Here is a 20,281-nt window from a genome sequence, read left to right as displayed (position 1 = left end):
AATTATTGGTGCGTGACAACGATCAGACGCAGCGCGTCCAGACGCCAGCCCGCATCACCGAGGCTCGCCAGCACCTGCTCGCGATTGCTTTCCAGCGCTTCAACCTCATCATCACGGATGTTGGGGTTGACCGCTCGCAGCGCTTCAAGACGTGATAGCTCGGCACTCAGCTTCTCATCCGCCTCGACTTTCGCCGCTGCGCTGATCGCCTGTGCTTCCGGAATCACCACTTTTTCGGCCTGGGTCAGAATCTCGTGCACTTCCTGCTGCACTGCGTTAACCAGTTTGCTACCGGTATGACGATTCACGGCGTTTAACTGGCGGTTAAAGCTTTCAAACTCCACTTTGCCTGCCAGGTTGTTGCCCGCACGATCCATCAGCAGACGCACCGGCGTTGGCGGCAGGAAGCGGGTGAGTTGCAGGCTTTTCGGAGCCTGCGCTTCAACCACGTACACCATCTCAACCAGCAGCGTCCCAACCGGCAGCGCTTTGTTCTTCAGCAGTGACAATGCACAGCTGCCGGTATCGCCGGACAGGATCAAATCGAGACCATTACGGATCAGCGGATGTTCCCAGGTGATGAACTGGGTGTCTTCACGCGACAGCGCCTGGTTACGGTTGAAGGTCACGGTACAGCCATCTTCCGGTAAACCTGGAAAATCCGGCACCAGCATATGATCGGATGGCGTCAGCACGATCAGGCTGTCACTGCGGTCTTCCTGGTTGATGCCGACGATATCGAACAGGTTCAGCGCGAAGTTAACCAGGTCGGTGTCGTTATCCTGTTCGCCGATAGCATTCGCCAGCGCCTGCGCTGCTTCGCCGCCGTTGGAGTTCAGCTCCAGTAAGCGGTCACGACCCTGCTCCAGCTGCGCTTTCAGCGTGTCGTGCTGTTTGCGGCTCTCTGCAATAAATTCATCCAGCCCCTGTGGATTCTCAGGTGCGGCGAGGTATTCGATTAACTTGCTGTATTCGCTGTCATAAATGGCGCGTCCAGTTGGACAGGTATGCTCAAACGCATCCAGGCCCTCGTGGTACCAGCGCAGCAGCACCGCCTGGGCGGTTTTTTCCAGCCATGGCACCAGGATCTGAATGTCGTGCATTTGGCCGATACGGTCGAGACGGCCAATACGCTGTTCCAGCAGATCCGGGTTAAACGGCAGGTCGAACATTACCAGACGGCTGGCGAACTGGAAATTACGGCCTTCAGAACCGATCTCCGAGCACAGCAGTACCTGTGCGCCTTCTTCTTCTGAGGCGAAGAACGCCGCAGCGCGGTCGCGTTCCAGAATGGATAATCCTTCGTGGAACACTGCAGCACGAATACCTTCGCGCTCGCGCAGCACCTGCTCCAGTTGCAGCGCAGTGGCAGCCTGAGCGCAAATCACCAGTACTTTCTCTTTACGGTTGCTGGTCAGGTAACCCATCAGCCACTCTACGCGCGGGTCGAAGTTCCACCAGGTACCGCTATCACCTTCAAATTCCTGATAAATCTTTTCCGGATACAGCATGTCACGCGCGCGTTCTTCTGCGCTCTTGCGTGTGCCCATAATGCCGGAAACTTTAATCGCGGTTTGATACTGCGCAGGCAGTGGCAAACGAATCTGGTGCAGTTCGCGTTTCGGGAAGCCCTTCACGCCGTTACGGGTGTTACGGAACAGCACGCGGCTGGTGCCGTGGCGGTCCATCAACATCGAGACCAGCTCTTTGCGTGCGTCTTCTTTGCCTTCACGATCGCTGTTCGCCACCTGCAGCAGCGGCTCGATGTCCTGTTCACCGATCAGATCATTGATCAGGTTCATCTCTTCTTTGGTGATCGCCTGATCGGCCAGCAGCGAACTCACCGCATCGGCCACCGGGCGATAATTCTGCTGCTCAGCCACGAACTGGCTGAAGTCGTGGAAGCGATTTGGATCGAGCAGACGTAAACGGGCAAAGTGACTTTCCAGACCCAGCTGTTCCGGCGTTGCCGTCAGCAGCAGCACGCCCGGCGTTTTTTCCGCCAGCTGTTCAATCACCTGATATTCACGGCTTGGCGCATCTTCGCTCCAGGCCAGATGGTGGGCTTCATCGACCACCAGCAGATCCCAGTCGGCATCGGCCAGCAATTCAAGACGCTGCTTGTTACGGCGTACGAAATCCAGTGAACAGATAATCAGCTGTTCGGTTTCGAAGGCGTTGTCGCTGTCGTGCTGGGCTTCGGTGTAGCGGTCGTCATCAAACAGGGCAAAGCGCAGGTTGAAGCGGCGCAACATCTCAACCAGCCACTGGTGCTGCAGCGTTTCCGGCACCACGATCAGTACGCGATCGGCACGACCGGCCAGCAGCTGTTGCTGAATAATCATCCCGGCTTCAATGGTTTTACCCAGGCCCACTTCATCCGCCAGCAACACGCGTGGCGCATGACGACGGCCAACATCATGGGCGATATGCAGCTGATGCGGAATCAGGTTGGTGCGCATGCCGCGCAGGCCGCTGATCGGCAGGCGATACTGCTCACTCTGGTATTTACGCGCACGGAAGCGCAGGGAAAAACGGTCCATACGGTCGAGCTGACCGGCGAACAGGCGATCCTGAGGCTTACTGAACACCAGTTTGCTATCCAGCATCACTTCGCGCATCACCACGCCGCTTTCTTCGGTGTCGAGACGCGTGCCGATGTAAGTCATTAATTCGTTATCGTTGCGGACTTCATCGACGCTCATCTGCCAACCTTCGTGGTTGGTGATGGTGTCGCCCGGATTGAATATCACACGGGTGACGGGAGCATCATTACGGGCATACAGGCGGTTTTCGCCGGTTGCCGGGAACATCATGGTGATCATGCGCGTATCGATCGCCACCACCGTTCCTAATCCCAGTTCACTTTCCGTATCACTAATCCAGCGCTGACCCAGTGTAAAAACCATATATTTTTAGCTCGACTCTCTGACATGCCATAAAGAAGTTCACCTGCTCTCAGGCAATACATCACCGCCAAACGAGAGTTTGGTCAGAGTGTCTATGCGGTGAGAAACAGGAAGGGCGCTATGGTACTGGATGGCAGGGCATTCGTCACCTGTCAAAAAAGCCCCAGCTGCCCGGTGATAAGTGTAGCAAAGTCATCGCCGACGAAGGGTAAAATGCCATCTGCCACCGGTTGTAACTGTTTGGTGACATAGTGATCATAGTCGAGCGGCGTGGTGCGCGCTTCCAGCGGTTCCGGGCCAGCGGTCGCCATCACATAGCGAATGGACCCGCCATTTTGATGCTGTAATGGACGCTGTAATTTCCGATTTTGCTCATCGGCGAGGCGAGCCGCGCGTACATGGGGTGGCACGTTTTTTTCATAATCTTTTAACGGGCGGCGCAGGCGCTTTTTGTAGACCAGTAATTCATCCAGTTCGCCCGCCAGCAACTGCGCCACGGTCTCACGGATATAATCCTGCCATGGCTCACCACGGAAAATTCGGCCATACAGATTTTGCTGGAACTGCTGCGCCAGCGGTGTCCAGTCGGTGCGCACTGACTCCAGCCCTTTAAACACCAGCCGTTCTGTTCCGTCGCTGCGAATCATGCCGGCGTAGCGCTTTTTACTGCCTTGTTCAGCACCGCGAATGGTGGGCATCAGGAAGCGACTGAAATGGGTTTCGTACTCTAATTCCAGTGCGCTCTCCAGCCCGTAAGTCTGCTGCAGATGTTGCTGCCACCACGCATTGACCTGTTTAGCCAGACGATGACCAATGGCGGCGGCCTCCGCCTCGCTGTGTGCGCCTTTCAACCAGACAAAGGTGGAGTCGGTGTCGCCATAAATCACATCAAACCCTTCGGCTTCAATCAGCTCACGTGTTTGCTGCATGATGGCGTGGCCACGCAGGGTAATAGAAGACGCAAGGCGTGGATCAAAGAAGCGACAGGCGCTGGTGCCAAGCACGCCGTAAAAGGCATTCATGATGATTTTCAGCGCCTGTGACAAAGGCTGATTGCCGTTGCGTTTAGCCGCTTCACGCCCTTGCCAAATCTGCTCCACAATCGCTGGCAGGCAATGGGTTTGGCGTGAGAAGCGCGCATGGCGAAACCCGGGCACGGAATCGGCATCGTCTGGATGCGCCAGCCCCTCCACCAAACCGACGGGATCGATCAGAAAGGTGCGAATAATGGAGGGATAAAGGCTTTTGTAATCGAGCACCAGCACCGAGTCGTACAGGCCGGGCCGTGAGTCCATCACATAACCGCCGGGGCTTGCTTCGGGTGCCACTTCACCAAGGTTAGGTGCCACGAATCCTGCGCGATGCATACGCGGAATATAAAGATGACCAAACGCCGCCACCGAACCGCCGTGACGATCGACCGCCAGGCCATTGACCGTGGCGCGTTCCAGCAGGAACGGCATGATGGCAGTGTGCTGGAAAATACGCGTCACCAGTTCGCAATCTTTCAGGTTGTACTTCGCCAGCGCGGGTTTGTCATGGGCAAAACGCCAGTTGATCTCCTCCATGCGCTGCCACGGGTTATCGATGTCTTTTCCTTCGCCGAGGAGCTGGCGTGACACCGCCTCAAGACTGAAAGAGGGAAAGTCCCAGAATGCGGATTTCAGCGCTTCAATACCATCAATCACCAACCGCCCGGTGGCTTGTGCGAAGAAGACGCCAGGCTTAAAGCCGTGCTCGCGCCACTCCAGCGCCTGATTTTGGCGTCCTAAGCGCAGCGGAATGCCATAACGATCGGCGTGTTTTTGCAGGACGCGCAGATCGAACTGCACTACGCTCCAGCCGATGATCACGTCAGGGTCGTGGCGGGCGAACCAGCCATTGAGCTGTTCCAGCAGCTGCGGGCGGCTATCCACATAGATGAGATCGAAATCGAGGGTGCTGGCGTCGCCATTGGGCGGACCCAGCATGTAAACCTGGCGCTGACCGCAGCCCTCCAGCCCGATGCAATACAGCTCACCGTGTTCCGTGGTTTCGATATCCAGCGAAACCCATCTTAGCTGCGGGCGGTAATCTGGATGCGGTTTCAGGCGAGCATTGACCACGCTATCGCCGCGCACCTCGCCGCTGAACCACACCGGCGCAGTGATGAAACGCTCCATCAAATAGCGCTCTGGCGGGCGGATATCGGCCTCATACAGCGCGATGCCATTTTCTCGCAGTCGCTTTTCCAGGTATTGCAACTGGCGATGGCTGCGGCAATAGAGACCAAAGACCGGACGACGGCGGAAATCTTTCAGCTCGAGTGATTGCACACGAGTATGCCGCTCGTCACGGATCAACGCTTCGGTTTGCTGGCGGAACTCTTCTGGAATGAAAGCCACGGACTCTTGTGCCGGTAGCACCAGCCGCTGTGGACCCTCATCAGTCGCCAGCCACAGCACCACTTCGCTGCCGGTTGGGGTATCTCGCCAGTGGCGGGTAAGCAAAAAACCTGCGCGTGGTTCGGTCACGTGAACTCCGGGAAATGAATTGCCTAAAGTATACCATGGATGTTTATACAGTGCCTGTGTGTGGCGACATTGTCAGTACTCTGTCAACATCGTCCTACAATTCTTGCCTTGACGGTTTGGCGCTGGCTCCGGACAATCCAGCCTCTATATTCCGCAGAGGATAGTTATGGAAGCCTGGATTCAACATCTGTTTTCGCAATCGCTGGAGTACGCGCTGATGGCCGTGGCGCTGGTGACCTTCCTTGAGTCACTGGCGTTCGTGGGATTGCTGTTGCCAGGAACCGTATTAATGGCCAGCCTTGGGGCGCTGGTGGGCAGCGGACAGATTGGTCTTTATCCTGCCTGGGCGGCGGGTTTTGCCGGTTGCCTGATTGGTGACTGGGTCTCTTATGGCATCGGCTGGAAGTTTCAGGGGCCATTGCACCGCTGGAAATATCTGAAAAAGTATCAGGGCCTGCTGGATAAAACTGAGCACGCGCTGCATGAACACAGCATGTTTACCATTCTGGTGGGGCGCTTCGTCGGCCCGACGCGTCCGTTGATTCCACTGGCGGCGGGCATGCTGGAGCTGCCGGTGCGCAAGTTCCTGCCACCTAATCTGATTGGCTGTATTCTCTGGCCGCCGGCTTATCTGATGCCGGGTATCCTCGCCGGTGTGGCGATTGATGTGCCGCAGGCCTCGCAAGGCGGCCATTTTAAGTGGCTGCTGTTGCTGGTGGCTTTGCTGGTGTGGATGGGATTCTGGCTGATGTGGCGCTGGTGGCGCAGTGGCAAAACCACTGATTGGGCGACGAAATATCTGCCGCAGGCGCGTTTGCGCTGGCTGGCACCGCTGGCGGCGGCTATCGGCGTGGCGGCATTTATCGCCATTCAGTATCACCCGATGATGCCTATCTTCCGCCAGCTATTGTGGAAGGTGTTCTTCGCTTAAGGCTTTTTCACGCCAAGGATGGTAGCCGCTTCACTCTCTCCACTGATCAAGCTCGCCGTGCTGCCATCCCAGTAAATCCGCCCATCGACCACCACCAGACTGCGCGGCGCAATTTGCTGGGCGTCTTCCAGGCTGTGCGAAACCATCAGCAGCGTGATATTGCGGCTTTCACACACCGTACGCACCAGTTGCAGCATCTCACCGCGAAGCGCCGGATCGAGCGCAGAGAAGGGCTCATCGAGCAGCAGGATCGGCCGATCGCGCAGCAGGCAGCGCGCTAAGGCCACGCGCTGGCGTTGACCGCCGGAAAGCTCAGCTGGCAAGCGGTTCAGCATCTCGGCTAATCCGGTCTGCTCAGCGATGGCGGCCAGCTGTTGCTGCTGTTCCCACGTCAGTTTCAAGCCTGGATGCAAGCCTAATCCCATATTTTGCTGCACCGTCAGATGCGGGAAGAGGTTGTTCTCCTGAAACAGCATCGACACCGGCCGCGCCGACGGCACGCTGCGCGTATGATCGACGCCATTCATTATCAGGGTTCCCTGACTCACTGGCAGAAACCCGCCGATCAAGCTGAGCAAGGTGCTTTTGCCTGCGCCGCTGGGGCCGAGGATCGCCAGACGTTCCCCCGCCTGGGCTTCAAAACGGAAGCGCATTGGCAGATGCTGGTAAAGGTAAGTGAGATTATTCAGTGTCAGCATGACGACCCGGCAGTTTTTCCATCAGAGTAAAGAGCAACAGGCACAGTAATAACAGTAGCAGTGCGGTCACGGCACCGTCTGCGCCGCGGTAAGCGCCAATTTGCTGGAACAGATAGAACGGCAGCGTACGGAAATCGGCGCTGCCAAACAGGGCCACCACGCCGAAATCACCAATCGACAGCACGCAGGCAAACGCCAGCGCTTGTGCAATGGGCCGCTTCAGCGCGCGCAGTTCAATCAGTTTCAGGCGATTAATACCAGCAATGCCCAGTGATGCGCAGAGCGGGGTGTAGCGAGCGCTGATATCGCGCATCGGGTTCTCCAGTACCTTCATCGCATAGGGGATGGCAATCAGCGCATTGGTGAAAATCACTAAGCCATCGGCGCGCTGCGGCAGGCCGATGGTGGCGTTGAACAGCAGGAAAAAGCCGCTGGCCAGCACGATGCCGGGCATCGCCAGGATCAGCATACCGCTTAGCTCCATTGCCTGTGCCGCAACGTTGCGCTGACGCTGACGCAGCTCGCGACTGCTCCATAGCAACATGATGGTCAGCACCACGCACAGCAATCCGGCGCCGATGGCGATGCGCAGTGAGGTGAAGGTCGCTTGCCATAACGCGGGCTGTTGCAGGGCACCTGCAACACCCCCGCGCAAGCCATCAACGATCACCGCAGCGAGCGGCGGCAGCAACAGCAGTAGCGCACAGACAATCAGTAGCGTGTCGCCGATCCGGGCATGCCAGCAATCCTGCGGATCACGCCAGCCGCGAATATTTTGGCTGCCGGTAGGGATGGCCTTACTGAAGCGTTGGCTGAGCAGCACCAGCAGCAAACAGCACCCGAGTTGCAACAGTGCCAGTAGCGCCGCACGGCTGGGATCGTAATCAAAACTCAGCGCCTGGTAGATGGCCAGTTCCAGCGTGGTGGCACGCGGTCCTCCGCCTAATGCCAGTACCGTGGCAAAGCTGGCGAAGCACAGCATAAAAATCAGGGCTGCGGTGGGCAGAATCTGGCGCCGCAGCCATGGCCATTCGACTAAACGAAACAGATTCCAGCCGCGCATACCAAGTTGGGCGGCTAACTGACGCTGCTCGCCGGGAATACTTTCCAGCGCCTGTAACAGCATGCGGGTGGCGAGGGGCAGATTGAAGAACACATGTGCCAGTAAAATGCCCTGCAAGCCATAGGGCGAGAAGGTGTAATCAATGCCAGGCAGGCTACAGAGGTGCGCCAGCCAGCCGTTGCGACCGTAAACACTGAGCAAACCAAATACGGCCACTAAAACCGGCAATACCAGCGTCATGGCACACAGGCGCAGCAGCAGATTACGTCCCGGAAAGCGGCGACGATACAACGCACGTGCCAGCAGAATCGACGGCAGCACCGAGAGCAGGGCAGATAAAAGCGCCTGCTCAAACGAGAAGGCCAGGACGTGGTGCAGATAATTGTCTGACAGCAGGGCGCGCCAGTCAGTGACCGGCGCCGCCATCACTAAGGCGCCAAACGCCAGCAGTGCCACTGCGCACAATAGCAGCGCAACGGCACTTCCAGGAATTAACCAGGCTGGCATTAACGGCTAACGGCTTGTTGCCAGGTACGAATCCAGTCCGCGCGATGATCGGCCACTTCGGCTGAGCTGTATTGCAGCGCATTCGCCGGCACGGTCAGAGACTGATAACCGGCAGGCAGATCGCTTTTGATCACCGGATACATCCAGTTGCCAGTCGGAATGGTCTGCTGGAAGGCTGGCGATACCATAAATTGCATAAACTGCTGCGCCAGTTTGGGCTGTTTGCTGCTAGCGAGCTGTGCAGCCACTTCCACTTGCAGATAATGGCCTTCGCTAAACGGCGCAGCGGCGTAGTTATCTTTCTTCTCTTCGATGATGTGATATGCCGGAGAGGTGGTGTAACTCAGCACCAGATCGCCTTCGCCTTTCAGGAACAGGCCATAGGCTTCGCTCCAGCCCTTAGTGACGGTGACCGTTTTCTGTGCCAGCTTCTGCCAGGCGTCAGGTGCTTTATCGCCATACACTTTTTGCATCCACAGCAGCAGCCCTAATCCCGGTGTGCTGGTGCGTGGATCTTCATAGATCACACGCCACTTTTCCGGGCTTTCGACCAGTTCTTTCAGGCTTTTCGGTGGGTTCTTCAGCTTGTTTTTATCGTAGACGAAGGCGAAGTAGCCGTAATCGAACGGAACGAAGGTGTCGTTATGCCAGCTATCAGGCAGTTGCAATTGACTGGTGTCGACGGTGCTTTTTGCGAACAGGCCGGTTTTTTCGGCGGCTTGCACGAGGTTGTTATCGAGGCCCAGCACCACATCGGCTTTGCTGTTTTTGCCCTCCATCCGCACGCGGTTGAGCAGCGACACGCCATCTTCCAGCGCCACATAGTTCAGTTCGCAGCCGCACTCGGCTTCAAAGGCTTTTTTAACGGCAGGGCCGGGGCCCCAATCTGCAGAGAACGAGTCGTAGGTGTAAACGGTAAGAACAGGCTTGACAGCCAACGCCGGGGCAGAGATCAACAGCAACACGGGCAAGACTTTGTTTAACACTTTGCGCTCCTTGAGGAGAAGATAAAGTTGAGTCGCAAAGGATCTGAGTTAGCGGGCATCTCAAATCCCTACGCCGGTATGAGCCGGATCAGGTTCGACGGGTTTCTCTCAGCCCAATACCAGGGCACCCCGTTGAGAACGGCTTATTTTAGACACTTCTGTGACAGCGCGAAAGTGTCACAGCTCCGGTGGTGCAAACCAGGCCGATTTGAAGTCAAACCAGCCGAGCGTATTGAGCCGCACACCGCGCATACTGCGCTGGCCTTCCAGCAGTAACCAGTGATGGAAGAGCGGATGAACAAAGTCGCTGTTCACCAACTGCTTACTCCAATCGGCTAAGGATAAGTTTTTTTGCCGCCACTGCTCCGCATCGGCATGCCAGTTAATCGGGACGCAGTGGTGCATTAGCGGCAGCTCGTAGAGTTGGGCAAACAGCGCGTACTCCAGTGGCAGCGTGAAGTTCACACTGCCGAGCCAGATGTCACTCTCTCCTTCACCTTCGAACCACTCTTCGTAGCTCAGCTCGCGCGTGATCAGCTCAACGCCCTGTTCAGCCAGCAGCGGGCGCAGGGCGTTAGCAATCCCTTCATGCTCAACATGATGGCTGTACCAGCTGATGGTCAGTTGCGTGAGTCCATCGGGCTTTTCGGCTGGGGTGAGATCGCGGCGATGATGCCAGCGCGGTAAGAAACCGTATGCAGGGAACCAGTAGCGCTGATAGCCCACACCCGCATGGTTGAGCAGGGCAATCGGGTTAAGCAGATAGCTCACCCAGCGTCGAAAATGGGCATCCTTACCACGCTCTGAGCGCTGGTCGAACAGCAGGAAATAGCAACCTTCTTCCAGACGGCTCTCTTCGGATTTCTCATCGGCGGTTTCCCCCTGCAGCTTCACGCCGGCATACACCAGCTCGTCGCTGATTTCCGGCAGCACCCAAATCGACACGTCATCAATCAGCGCGCGATAGCCAAAATAGTCATCAAAGGCGGCGATTTTCAGCTGCGTCTGCTGGTTGCGTACCACGCTGTAAGGACCGGTGCCGATGGGTTGACGGGCAAAATGGCGCAACGTCGGCCATTCGCGGGGCAGGATCATCGCGCTGACGCTGGCCAGCAGCCAAGGCAACCAGCTATCGGGCTGTGACAGATGAATATCCAGCGTCCAGGGCGCGGGAGAGTGCAGTTTGTCGATATGCGAGAACAGCGGCTGACTGCGTACACGTTCCAGTGAAGCGATGATGTCTTCCATCTCCAGTTCACGTCCGTGATGGAAGCGAATCGCGGGTCGTAAAAAGAAGCGCCAGTGGAGTGGGGAGGTTTGTTGCCAGTGATGGGCGATATCCGCTTCGATTTCCCCCTTTTCCTCATTTATTCGCGTCAGGCCGTTAAAGATTTGTCGCGCCAGATGGGTTTCCGAACGACGCAGCGGCGAGCCCGGCAGCAGATTGGGCAGCGGACGGTAATAGAGCACGCGCAGGATGTGCTTGCCCTGGCGGAAACTGCGCCCGAGATGCGCCGCAATCATCTGCCGCACCTGATTCTTATCGCCCACCAGTTGCACCAACTGCTCTATGCGGTCCTGCTCCAGTAGATCTTCGGCGCGCTGCTGCTGGAGTGCCAGGCCGGTGTAATTGAAGCTCAGGGTCGAACGCTTACCGCGCCCGGCTTCTGCCTGCCAAATCAGCCAGCCCGCATCCTGCATGGCATTCAGCAGGTTACGCATATGGCGCCGCGAGCAGTGCAGTCGTTCAGCCAGATCGCTTAAGGTGGTTTCCTGATCCAGCCCCTGGCAGCTTTGCCACAGGCGGATGAACTGCTGTTGCAGTCGCGCAGAGGACATAAAAGGGGAACTCCTTCTCAGAATCGCTCAGTTTTTCCTGCCTCATATTAGAGGCATACTGCCAGGCAATGGAAGAGCGGGAGGCATTCAGCAATGAATGGCGCTCTGCCAGCGGTTCCACCGACGTGGAGCCTTTTCTGAGTAGGGTGCATTTCACCGCCAGCAGCGTTTTCTCTGCTGGCTTTTTTCGTTTTGCTGTGAAATCTTCTACCCTCTTTGTCTTAGCCTCATTTCTCCGCAAAGGGATTTCTGCATGAAATCGCTGTTAACGCGCCAGCGTCGTATCAATCCGGTTTATCTCTCTTTTATGGCGGTGTCGTTTATGACCGGTGTCGCCGGTGCGTTGCAGGCACCCACGCTGAGTCTGTTTTTGACGCGCGAAGTGCAGGTGCGACCGTTTTGGGTCGGGCTATTTTTTACCATCAACGCGATTGCCGGGATTGTGATTAGCCTGCTGATGGCGAAGCGCTCGGACAATCGCGGCGATCGTCGCAATCTGATCCTGTTTTGCTGCCTGATGGCGGTACTGAATGCGCTGCTATTCGCCTTTAATCGTCAGTACCTGACGTTGATCAGTGTGGGCGTGTTGCTGTCAGCGCTGGCCAGCGTGGCGATTCCGCAGATCTTTGCGCTGGCACGCGAGTATGCGGATCAGTCGGCGCGTGAAGTGGTGATGTTCAGCTCGGTGATGCGTGCGCAACTGTCGCTGGCATGGGTGATTGGCCCGCCGCTGTCGTTCGCCTTAGCGCTTAACTATGGCTTCGTGACGCTGTTCTGCGTGGCGGCGGCGATTTTCCTGCTCAGTATGCTGCTGATTTGGCGCACTCTGCCTTCAGTGCCGCGCGTGGCCGCGACGCCAGAGCAGGTGCTGACCCAGCTCAGTCCGTGGAAAGATAGCCAGGTGCGAGTGCTGTTTATCGCCTCGGTGGTGATGTGGGCGTGCAACACCATGTATATCATCGATATGCCGCTGTATATCAGCTCCACGTTGGGGCTGCCGGAAAAACTGGCGGGCTTACTAATGGGGACGGCCGCAGGATTGGAAATTCCCATCATGCTGCTGGCTGGACACTACGCCAAGCGCTTTGGTAAGCGCAAGTTGGTGCTGTTAGCGCTGGTGGCGGCAATCCTGTTCTATCTCGGACTGGTGTTGTTCCAGTCGCGCATGGCATTGATGGTGCTTCAGCTGTTCAACGCGGCGTTTATCGGCATCGTCGCGGGAATTGGCATGCTGTGGTTCCAGGATTTGATGCCGGGACGCGCGGGCGCAGCGACCACGATGTTTACCACCTCGATATCGACCGGTTTGATTATTGCAGGATTGATACAGGGCACGCTGAGCGAGCGCTTTGGCCATGAGTCGGTGTACTGGCTGGCATTAGCGATGGCGGTGGTGGCGTTGGGGCTGGCGTCGCGCGTGCGTGATGCCCAATAAATAAAAAGTCGCCCGCAAAGGCGACTTTATAAACATCCAGTGCGTCTCTATTCGGTGCGCATTCAAACGCACCGAATAGGGCATTAACGCAGGAATGCTGGCTGAGTGGTCTCGTAGTTGGAGATGGACGCTTCGTGTTGCAGCGTTAAACCAATGCTGTCGAGACCGTTAATCATGCAGTGACGGCGGAAGCTGTCGATTTCAAAGCTGTAAGACTTATCACCGGCCGTGACGGTCTGGGCTTCCAGATCCACGGTAAAGGTCACGCCTGGCTGCGCGGCCACCAGTTTGAACATCTCATCCACTTCTTCATCGCTCAACTTCACCGGCAGCAGCTGGTTGTTAAAGCTGTTGCCATAGAAAATATCCGCGAAGCTGGGTGCAATCACCACGTGGAAACCGAAATCGGTCAGGGCCCATGGGGCGTGCTCACGTGATGAGCCGCAGCCAAAGTTTTCACGCGCCAGCAAGATGCTGGTGCCTTTAAATTCCGGCTTGTTCAGCACGAAACTTGGGGTAGGCACGGTGCCCGCATCATCTTCGAAGCGCCAGTCGTGGAACAGGTGCGCGCCAAAACCGGTGCGCGTCACTTTCTGCAGGAACTGTTTTGGAATGATGGCATCGGTATCGACGTTCGCCGCATCCAGTGGCGCCACAATTCCGGTGTGTTGGGTAAATTTGTTCGCCATGGCTTAAGCTCCCTGAGTCAATTCACGAATGTCGGCAAAACGACCGGTTACTGCCGCCGCTGCAGCCATCGCCGGGCTCACTAAGTGAGTGCGACCGCCACGGCCCTGACGACCTTCAAAGTTACGGTTACTGGTGGAGGCACAACGCTCGCCTGGGTTCAGACGGTCATTGTTCATCGCCAGACACATGGAGCAGCCCGGCAGACGCCATTCAAAACCCGCTTCGAGGAAAATCTTATCCAGACCTTCTGCTTCCGCCTGGGCTTTAACCGGACCTGAACCCGGTACTACCATGGCCACCACGCCCGGCGCCACTTTGCGGCCTTTGGCGATAGCAGCGGCAGCACGCAGGTCTTCAATACGTGAGTTGGTGCAGGAACCGATAAAGACTTTGTCGATAGCGACTTCAGTCAGTTTAATACCCGGCTGCAAATCCATGTAAGCCAACGCTTTCTCGGCAGAAGCACGCTCAACCGGATCGGCAAAGGACTGAGGATTTGGGATCGCCTGATCCACCGCCATCACCTGGCCTGGGTTGGTGCCCCAGGTCACCTGCGGCGCGATATCGGCCGCGTTCAGGGTGACAATGGTGTCGAATTTGGCATCGCTGTCGGACTTCATCGTACGCCAGTAAGCGACGGCTTCATCCCACTGCTCGCCCTTCGGTGCGAACTGCTTGTCTTTCAGGTAAGCGAAAGTGGTGTCATCCGGCGCGACCAGGCCCGCTTTGGCACCCATCTCAATCGCCATGTTGCACAACGTCATACGGCCTTCCATGCTCAGCGCTTCAATCGCCGGGCCACAGAACTCCACCACGTGACCAGTACCGCCGGCGCTGCCGGTTTTACCAATAATCGCCAACACGATATCTTTCGCCGTAATGCCCGGCGCCGCTTCGCCCAGCACTTCAATTTTCATGGTTTTTGCACGGCCCTGTTTCAGGGTCTGCGTGGCAAACACATGCTCAACTTCGGAGGTGCCGATACCGAATGCCAGCGAACCGAAGGCGCCGTGGGTCGCGGTGTGGGAATCGCCGCAGACGATGGTCATGCCTGGCAGCGTCATCCCTTGTTCAGGCCCGATCACGTGCACGATACCCTGGAACGGGTGATTCAGGTCATACAGCTGAATGCCGAACTCAGCACAGTTCTTGATCAGCTCTTGCATCTGAATACGCGCCATCTCACCCGACGCGTTAATGTCTTTGGTCTGGGTAGAAACGTTGTGGTCCATGGTGGCGAACGTCTTCGACGGCTGGCGCACTTTGCGGCCGTGAGCGCGCAGGCCATCGAAGGCCTGCGGTGACGTCACTTCATGGATCAGATGGCGATCGATGTACAGTAACGGGGTTTCGTTTGGTGCTTCGTGGACGACATGTGCATCAAATAACTTCTGGTATAAGCTTTTCATTTTATTATTTTTCCTCAGCGATGAAACCGGCAATGATGCTGCCCATTTCATCTGTGCTCACAGCTGGGCCGTTACCGGCTAAATCGCGGGTACGATGGCCCGCTTCCAGCGCACGGCTGACCGCACGCTCGATACTGTCTGCAGCTTCAGCGGCATTCAGGCTGAAGCGCAACAGCAGAGACAACGAGAGAATCTGAGCAATTGGGTTGGCAATGTTCTGACCGGCGATATCGGGCGCAGAACCGCCCGCAGGCTCATACAGACCGAAACCTTCTTCATTCATGCTGGCAGAAGGCAGCATGCCCATGGAACCGGTGATCATCGCGCATTCGTCTGACAGGATGTCACCGAACAGGTTAGAACAGAGCAGCACGTCAAACTGTGATGGATCTTTAATCAACTGCATGGTGGCATTATCGATGTACATGTGGCTCAACTGCACATCCGGGTAATCTTTTGCCACTTCATTAACGATTTCACGCCACATCACTGAGGTCTGCAGCACGTTGGCTTTATCCACTGACGTCACTTTGTTACGACGCTTGCGTGCGGCTTCAAAGGCGTTGCGTGCAATACGCTCGATCTCGAAACGGTGATACACCTCGGTATCAAATGCACGCTCATGTGGACCGCTACCTTCGCGCCCTTTCGGCTGACCAAAGTAGATGCCGCCGGTTAATTCACGCACGCACAGGATGTCGAAACCGCGTGCGGCGATGTCGCTGCGCAGTGGGCAAAACGCTTCCAGGCCTTTATATAAGGAAGCGGGGCGCAGGTTGCTGAACAACTTGAAGTGCTTACGCAGTGGCAACAGTGCACCACGCTCAGGCTGGCCCGCTGGCGGCAGGTGTTCCCATTTTGGACCACCGACAGAGCCGAACAGAATCGCATTCGCTTGCTCTGCACCGGCAACGGTGGCAGGGGGCAGCGGTTCACCGTGACGATCGATGGCGATACCGCCAACATCATATTCGCTGGTGGTGATACGCATGTCGAAGCGCGCGCGAATTGCGTCGAGAACCTTGATAGCCTGCGCCATCACTTCCGGGCCGATTCCGTCGCCTGGCATTACCGCAATATGATAAGACTGAGTCATAGTTACACCGTTTCCTTCTGATCTTTAAATTTACGCTGCAATTCTTTTTCTACCTGTTTGGCGCGCCAGATGTTGTTCAGGGCGTTCACCATCGCTTTAGCAGAAGATTCGACGATATCGGTCGCCAGGCCAACGCCATGGAATTTACGACCGTTGTAGTTCACCACGATATCAACCTGGCCCAGCGCGTTCTCGCCGTGGCCTTTCGCGGTCAACTTGTAGTTCACCAATTCTGCTTCAAAGCCGGTGATGCGGTTGATGGCCTGATATACGGCATCCACCGGGCCGTTACCGGTCGCGGCATCGGCTTTGGTCTCTTCGCCACAGCCCAACTGCACCGACGCGGTGGCAGTGACGCTGGAACCGGTCTGTACATTAAATTCGTTCAGCTGGAAATATTCTGGCTCTTCATTCTGTTTGTTGATGAACGCCAGCGCTTCCAAATCGTAATCAAATACCTGGCCTTTCTTGTCGGCCAGCTTCAGGAAGGCATCGTACAGAGCATCGACGTTGTAGTCGGAATCTTTGTAACCCATCTCTTCCATGCGATGTTTCACCGCAGCACGGCCTGAACGTGAAGTCAGGTTCAACTGAATTTTGTGTAAGCCGATCGATTCTGGCGTCAGGATTTCGTAGTTTTCGCGGTTCTTCAACACGCCATCCTGGTGAATACCAGAGGAGTGAGCAAACGCACCCGTACCCACAATCGCTTTGTTGGCTGGAATCGGCATGTTGCAGATTTGGCTGATCAACTGGCTGGTGCGGTAGATTTCCTGATGATGGATATTGGTGCGCAGGTTCATGATCTGCTGACGGGTTTTAATCGCCATAATCACTTCTTCCAACGCACAGTTACCGGCACGTTCGCCCAGGCCATTGATGGTGCCTTCAACCTGACGCGCACCTGCTAACACCGCTGCTACGGCATTGCCGGTTGCCATGCCCAAATCATCATGGGTGTGAACAGACAAGATAGCTTTATCGATGTTCGGTACGCGTTCGCGCAACTGGCTGAAGATGTTGGCGTACTCGTGCGGCAAGGTGTAACCAACCGTATCCGGGATGTTGATGGTGGTCGCGCCGGCGTTGATCGCGGCTTCCACTACGCGGCACAGATCGTCGATCGGCGTACGGCCACCGTCTTCGCAAGAGAACTCAACGTCATCGGTGTAGTTGCGCGCACGTTTAATCGAGGCTACTGCGCGGTCAATCACATCTGGCAAGGTACTGCGCAATTTGGTGGCGATATGCATTGGCGAAGTGGCGAGGAAAGTATGAATGCGGAATGCTTCAGCCACACGCAAAGCCTCGTAGGCGGCATCAATATCCTTATCCACGCAGCGAGCCAGGGCAGCAACGCGGCTGTTTTTCACCGAGCGCGCGATGGTTTGCACCGATTCGAAATCGCCAGGCGAAGAGATAGGGAAACCGACTTCCATTACATCCACGCCCATACGCTCCAGCGCCAGGGCGATCTGCAGTTTTTCTTTAACACTCAGGCTGGCCTGTAATGCCTGCTCGCCGTCGCGCAGAGTGGTATCGAAAATAATAACTTGCTGGCTCATGGTCATCTTCCTTTTGCTTTAACTCAACTTCGCCGGTGTAACGAGCATAAAAAAACCCGCGCATCGGCGCGGGTTCTTTAAACTTCTTCAGGTTCGAATCAGTGATTGATTCCACCCACAAGTCTACCGCGCAAACTGAATGCGTTTAGTAGTAGACCGAGTAGGCGGAAAGAATGGAACATGAATCAAACCTCGTAAATTTTGTGCTGCACATATTGATACTGGGATTACTGTGGGAAGTCAACCCTAAGTGAAAGGGTATTTCTTTTGTCCTTTAAGGGCGATCTGCTGCGAATATCCCGCTATACAGAGCTTTGGCATTAATTAGCTGCATGCATAATGGCTTAAACAGCCTAAAAAATTTTTTATAAAAACGAATTAATTTTAAGTTGTTGAATTTAATGTATTTAATCTGATTTTTGGCACAATTTTAAAAACAAGATTTGGCGGGTAGCTTAGCACAATGTCATGCAAGAAGCGGATTTTGAAGTTAATCACGCCAGAAAGTAATATTCAGGAAAAATTGTGGGCTAACCGGCCAGGCAATATGAAAATCATATTTCTTAGAACACGCTGCAAATAATCATGAAACCAGCATTTTCATCTGTGGTTGTGGGATGGCATTAGTTTAATCCTCGCGAGCGATTATCACGTGTCAGTGCCTTTTGTGCCGAAATAAGCCTGTCGCAGCCTCCTGTCGTTTGCAGGCCGGGTTTTCTGCGGTTATGGTAATCGACCTACTCTTAAAAGAATCAACTCAAGTAGATTCCCTGTACCTGGAAGGCAGAAATGAATTCTGTCATCTGAGCATAAACATAAGGTTTTGATCTTAACTGGCGAATACGGGGCTGGGTGCCAGTGGCGCAGGGGCAATGCGCGTCACGGGATCCGGTTCCTCAAGCCTGGAGGCAGAAAATGGAGATGTTGTCAGGAGCCGAAATGGTCGTCCGTTCGTTAATCGATCAGGGCGTTAAGCAGGTATTCGGCTATCCGGGCGGAGCAGTGCTCGACATTTACGATGCGCTGCAAACGGTCGGTGGTATTGACCACGTATTAGTGCGTCACGAGCAAGGCGCTGTGCATATGGCAGATGGTCTGGCACGCGCGACCGGCGAAGTCGGCGTGGTGCTGGTCACCTCAGGTCCAGGCGCCACCAATGCCATTACCGGTATTGCGACGGCCTATATGGATTCGATTCCGATGGTGATTCTGTCGGGTCAGGTGCCGTCTTCACTGATCGGCTACGATGCGTTCCAGGAGTGCGACATGGTCGGGATTTCCCGTCCGGTGGTCAAACACAGCTTCCTGGTGAAAAACGCCGAAGAGATCCCAACCGTGCTGAAAAAAGCCTTCTGGCTGGCAGCAAGCGGCCGCCCAGGCCCGGTGGTGATCGACCTGCCAAAAGACATTCTTAACCCAGCGAACAAACTGCCGTACGTCTATCCTGAGTCGGTCAGCATGCGCTCTTATAACCCGACGATTCAGGGGCATAAAGGACAGATTAAGCGTGCACTGCAAACGCTACTGGCCGCGCATAAGCCGGTGATTTATGCCGGTGGCGGTGCGATTATGTCCGGCTGTGAGGCGGAGCTGCTGCAGTTAGCTGAACAGCTGAATATTCCGGTCACCATGTCACTGATGGGCCTCGGCGTGTTCCCTGGCACGCATCGCCAGAGTGTAGGCATGCTGGGTATGCACGGTACTTACGAAGCCAATATGACCATGCACAATGCCGATTTGATTTTCGGCATTGGTGTGCGCTTCGATGACCGTACTACCAACAACCTGGCGAAATATTGCCCGAACGCCACCATCATGCATATCGACGTCGATCCGACCTCGATTTCCAAGACCGTCAGCGCCGATATCCCGATTGTCGGTGATGCGAAGCAGACGTTGTCGCAGATGCTGGAACTGCTGGCGCAAAGCGATGCGAAGCAAGAGCTGGATAGCCTGCGCGACTGGTGGCAGACCATTGATGGCTGGCGTAGCCGTAAGTGCCTTGAATTTGATCGCACCAGCGACAAGATCAAACCGCAGGCGGTGATCGAAACCATCTGGCGTCTGACTAAGGGGGATGCGTACGTTACCTCTGATGTCGGCCAGCATCAGATGTTCGCCGCGCTCTATTATCAGTTTGATAAGCCGCGTCGCTGGATCAACTCCGGTGGCCTTGGCACCATGGGCTTCGGCTTACCGGCTGCGCTGGGGGTGAAAATGGCGCTGCCGGATGAAACCGTCATCTGCGTGACCGGTGATGGCAGTATTCAGATGAACATCCAGGAACTGTCGACGGCACTGCAGTACGATTTACCGGTGCTGGTGCTGAACCTCAACAACGGTTTCCTCGGTATGGTGAAACAGTGGCAGGATATGATTTATTCCGGCCGCCACTCGCAATCCTACATGCAATCGCTGCCTGACTTTGTGCGTTTAGCCGAAGCCTACGGACACGTGGGTATTTCCATCGCGCACCCCGCTGAGCTGGAAGAGAAGCTGCAGCTGGCATTGGATACCCTGGCGAAAGGGCGTCTGGTGTTTGTTGATGTGAATATCGACGGCAGCGAGCACGTTTACCCGATGCAGATTCGCGGCGGTTCGATGGATGAGATGTGGCTGAGCAAAACGGAGAGGACTTAA

At 55.8% G+C, this 20,281-nt stretch carries 13 protein-coding genes and 1 riboswitch; of the genes, 3 read left to right on the top strand and 10 right to left on the bottom strand.

The annotated features are described in order from the left end of the window. Positions 1-2: 2 nt before the first annotated feature. On the bottom strand, positions 3-2,909 hold the full coding sequence (rapA, locus tag JK231_RS17705; RefSeq protein ID WP_211729147.1) for an RNA polymerase-associated protein RapA: 2,907 nt from the start codon (positions 2,907-2,909) through the stop codon (positions 3-5). Between the two features lie 152 nt (positions 2,910-3,061). After that, positions 3,062-5,422: a DNA polymerase II gene (gene polB / locus JK231_RS17700; protein WP_211729146.1), complete on the bottom strand. Its 2,361-nt coding sequence runs from the start codon at positions 5,420-5,422 to the stop codon at positions 3,062-3,064. 166 nt (positions 5,423-5,588) lie between these two features. Between polB and JK231_RS17695 the strand changes: the two genes are divergently transcribed. Then, positions 5,589-6,353, top strand: coding sequence for a DedA family protein (locus tag JK231_RS17695; RefSeq protein WP_211729145.1), 765 nt, complete (start codon positions 5,589-5,591; stop codon positions 6,351-6,353). On the opposite strand, the gene thiQ is transcribed toward JK231_RS17695, so the two are convergent. The 4 genes from thiQ to sgrR form a co-directional block, all read right to left on the bottom strand. After that, entirely contained in the window at positions 6,350-7,051 is a 702-nt protein-coding gene (gene thiQ, locus JK231_RS17690; RefSeq protein ID WP_160833556.1) for a thiamine ABC transporter ATP-binding protein ThiQ, read from the bottom strand. The genes JK231_RS17695 and thiQ overlap by 4 nt on opposite strands. Then, positions 7,035-8,621, bottom strand: a complete 1,587-nt coding sequence (gene thiP / locus JK231_RS17685; protein ID WP_160833555.1) for a thiamine/thiamine pyrophosphate ABC transporter permease ThiP — start codon at positions 8,619-8,621, stop codon at positions 7,035-7,037. Before thiP ends, thiQ begins: the two co-directional genes overlap by 17 nt. After that, positions 8,621-9,607: a thiamine ABC transporter substrate binding subunit gene (gene thiB, locus JK231_RS17680; RefSeq protein WP_097118329.1), complete on the bottom strand. Its 987-nt coding sequence runs from the start codon at positions 9,605-9,607 to the stop codon at positions 8,621-8,623. The genes thiP and thiB overlap by 1 nt, the downstream gene beginning before the upstream one ends. Before the next feature lie 47 nt (positions 9,608-9,654). Further along, positions 9,655-9,749: riboswitch (TPP riboswitch) on the bottom strand. Between the two features lie 35 nt (positions 9,750-9,784). Further along, positions 9,785-11,446, bottom strand: a complete 1,662-nt coding sequence (sgrR, locus tag JK231_RS17675) for an HTH-type transcriptional regulator SgrR (protein ID WP_211729144.1) — start codon at positions 11,444-11,446, stop codon at positions 9,785-9,787. 253 nt (positions 11,447-11,699) lie between these two features. Here sgrR and JK231_RS17670 point away from each other — a divergent pair, with 253 nt between their 5' ends. Beyond that, positions 11,700-12,881 (top strand): MFS transporter, encoded by a 1,182-nt coding sequence (locus JK231_RS17670; protein ID WP_211729143.1) that lies wholly within the window; start codon positions 11,700-11,702, stop codon positions 12,879-12,881. A gap of 83 nt (positions 12,882-12,964) precedes the next feature. On the opposite strand, the gene leuD is transcribed toward JK231_RS17670, so the two are convergent. The 4 genes from leuD to leuA are packed head-to-tail and all read right to left on the bottom strand — an operon-like array spanning position 12,965 to position 17,641. Next, positions 12,965-13,570, bottom strand: a complete 606-nt coding sequence (gene leuD / locus JK231_RS17665) for a 3-isopropylmalate dehydratase small subunit (RefSeq protein ID WP_211729142.1) — start codon at positions 13,568-13,570, stop codon at positions 12,965-12,967. A gap of 3 nt (positions 13,571-13,573) precedes the next feature. Continuing rightward, on the bottom strand, positions 13,574-14,980 hold the full coding sequence (leuC, locus tag JK231_RS17660) for a 3-isopropylmalate dehydratase large subunit (protein WP_034826009.1): 1,407 nt from the start codon (positions 14,978-14,980) through the stop codon (positions 13,574-13,576). A 4-nt stretch (positions 14,981-14,984) separates the two neighbouring features. Next, positions 14,985-16,076 (bottom strand): 3-isopropylmalate dehydrogenase, encoded by a 1,092-nt coding sequence (leuB, locus tag JK231_RS17655; protein ID WP_058960908.1) that lies wholly within the window; start codon positions 16,074-16,076, stop codon positions 14,985-14,987. 2 nt (positions 16,077-16,078) lie between these two features. Continuing rightward, a complete protein-coding gene (gene leuA, locus JK231_RS17650) occupies positions 16,079-17,641 on the bottom strand; it encodes a 2-isopropylmalate synthase (protein WP_211729141.1) in 1,563 nt (520 codons plus the stop codon). Positions 17,642-18,556: 915 nt separating this feature from the next. Here leuA and ilvI point away from each other — a divergent pair. Further along, on the top strand, positions 18,557-20,281 hold the full coding sequence (gene ilvI, locus JK231_RS17640) for an acetolactate synthase 3 large subunit (RefSeq protein ID WP_034825999.1): 1,725 nt from the start codon (positions 18,557-18,559) through the stop codon (positions 20,279-20,281).

Source organism: Pantoea sp. JGM49 (genome assembly GCF_018257655.1).
Taxonomy (GTDB): Bacteria; Pseudomonadota; Gammaproteobacteria; order Enterobacterales; family Enterobacteriaceae; genus Pantoea; species Pantoea communis.
This window is presented reverse-complemented; position numbering and strand designations above follow the sequence as displayed.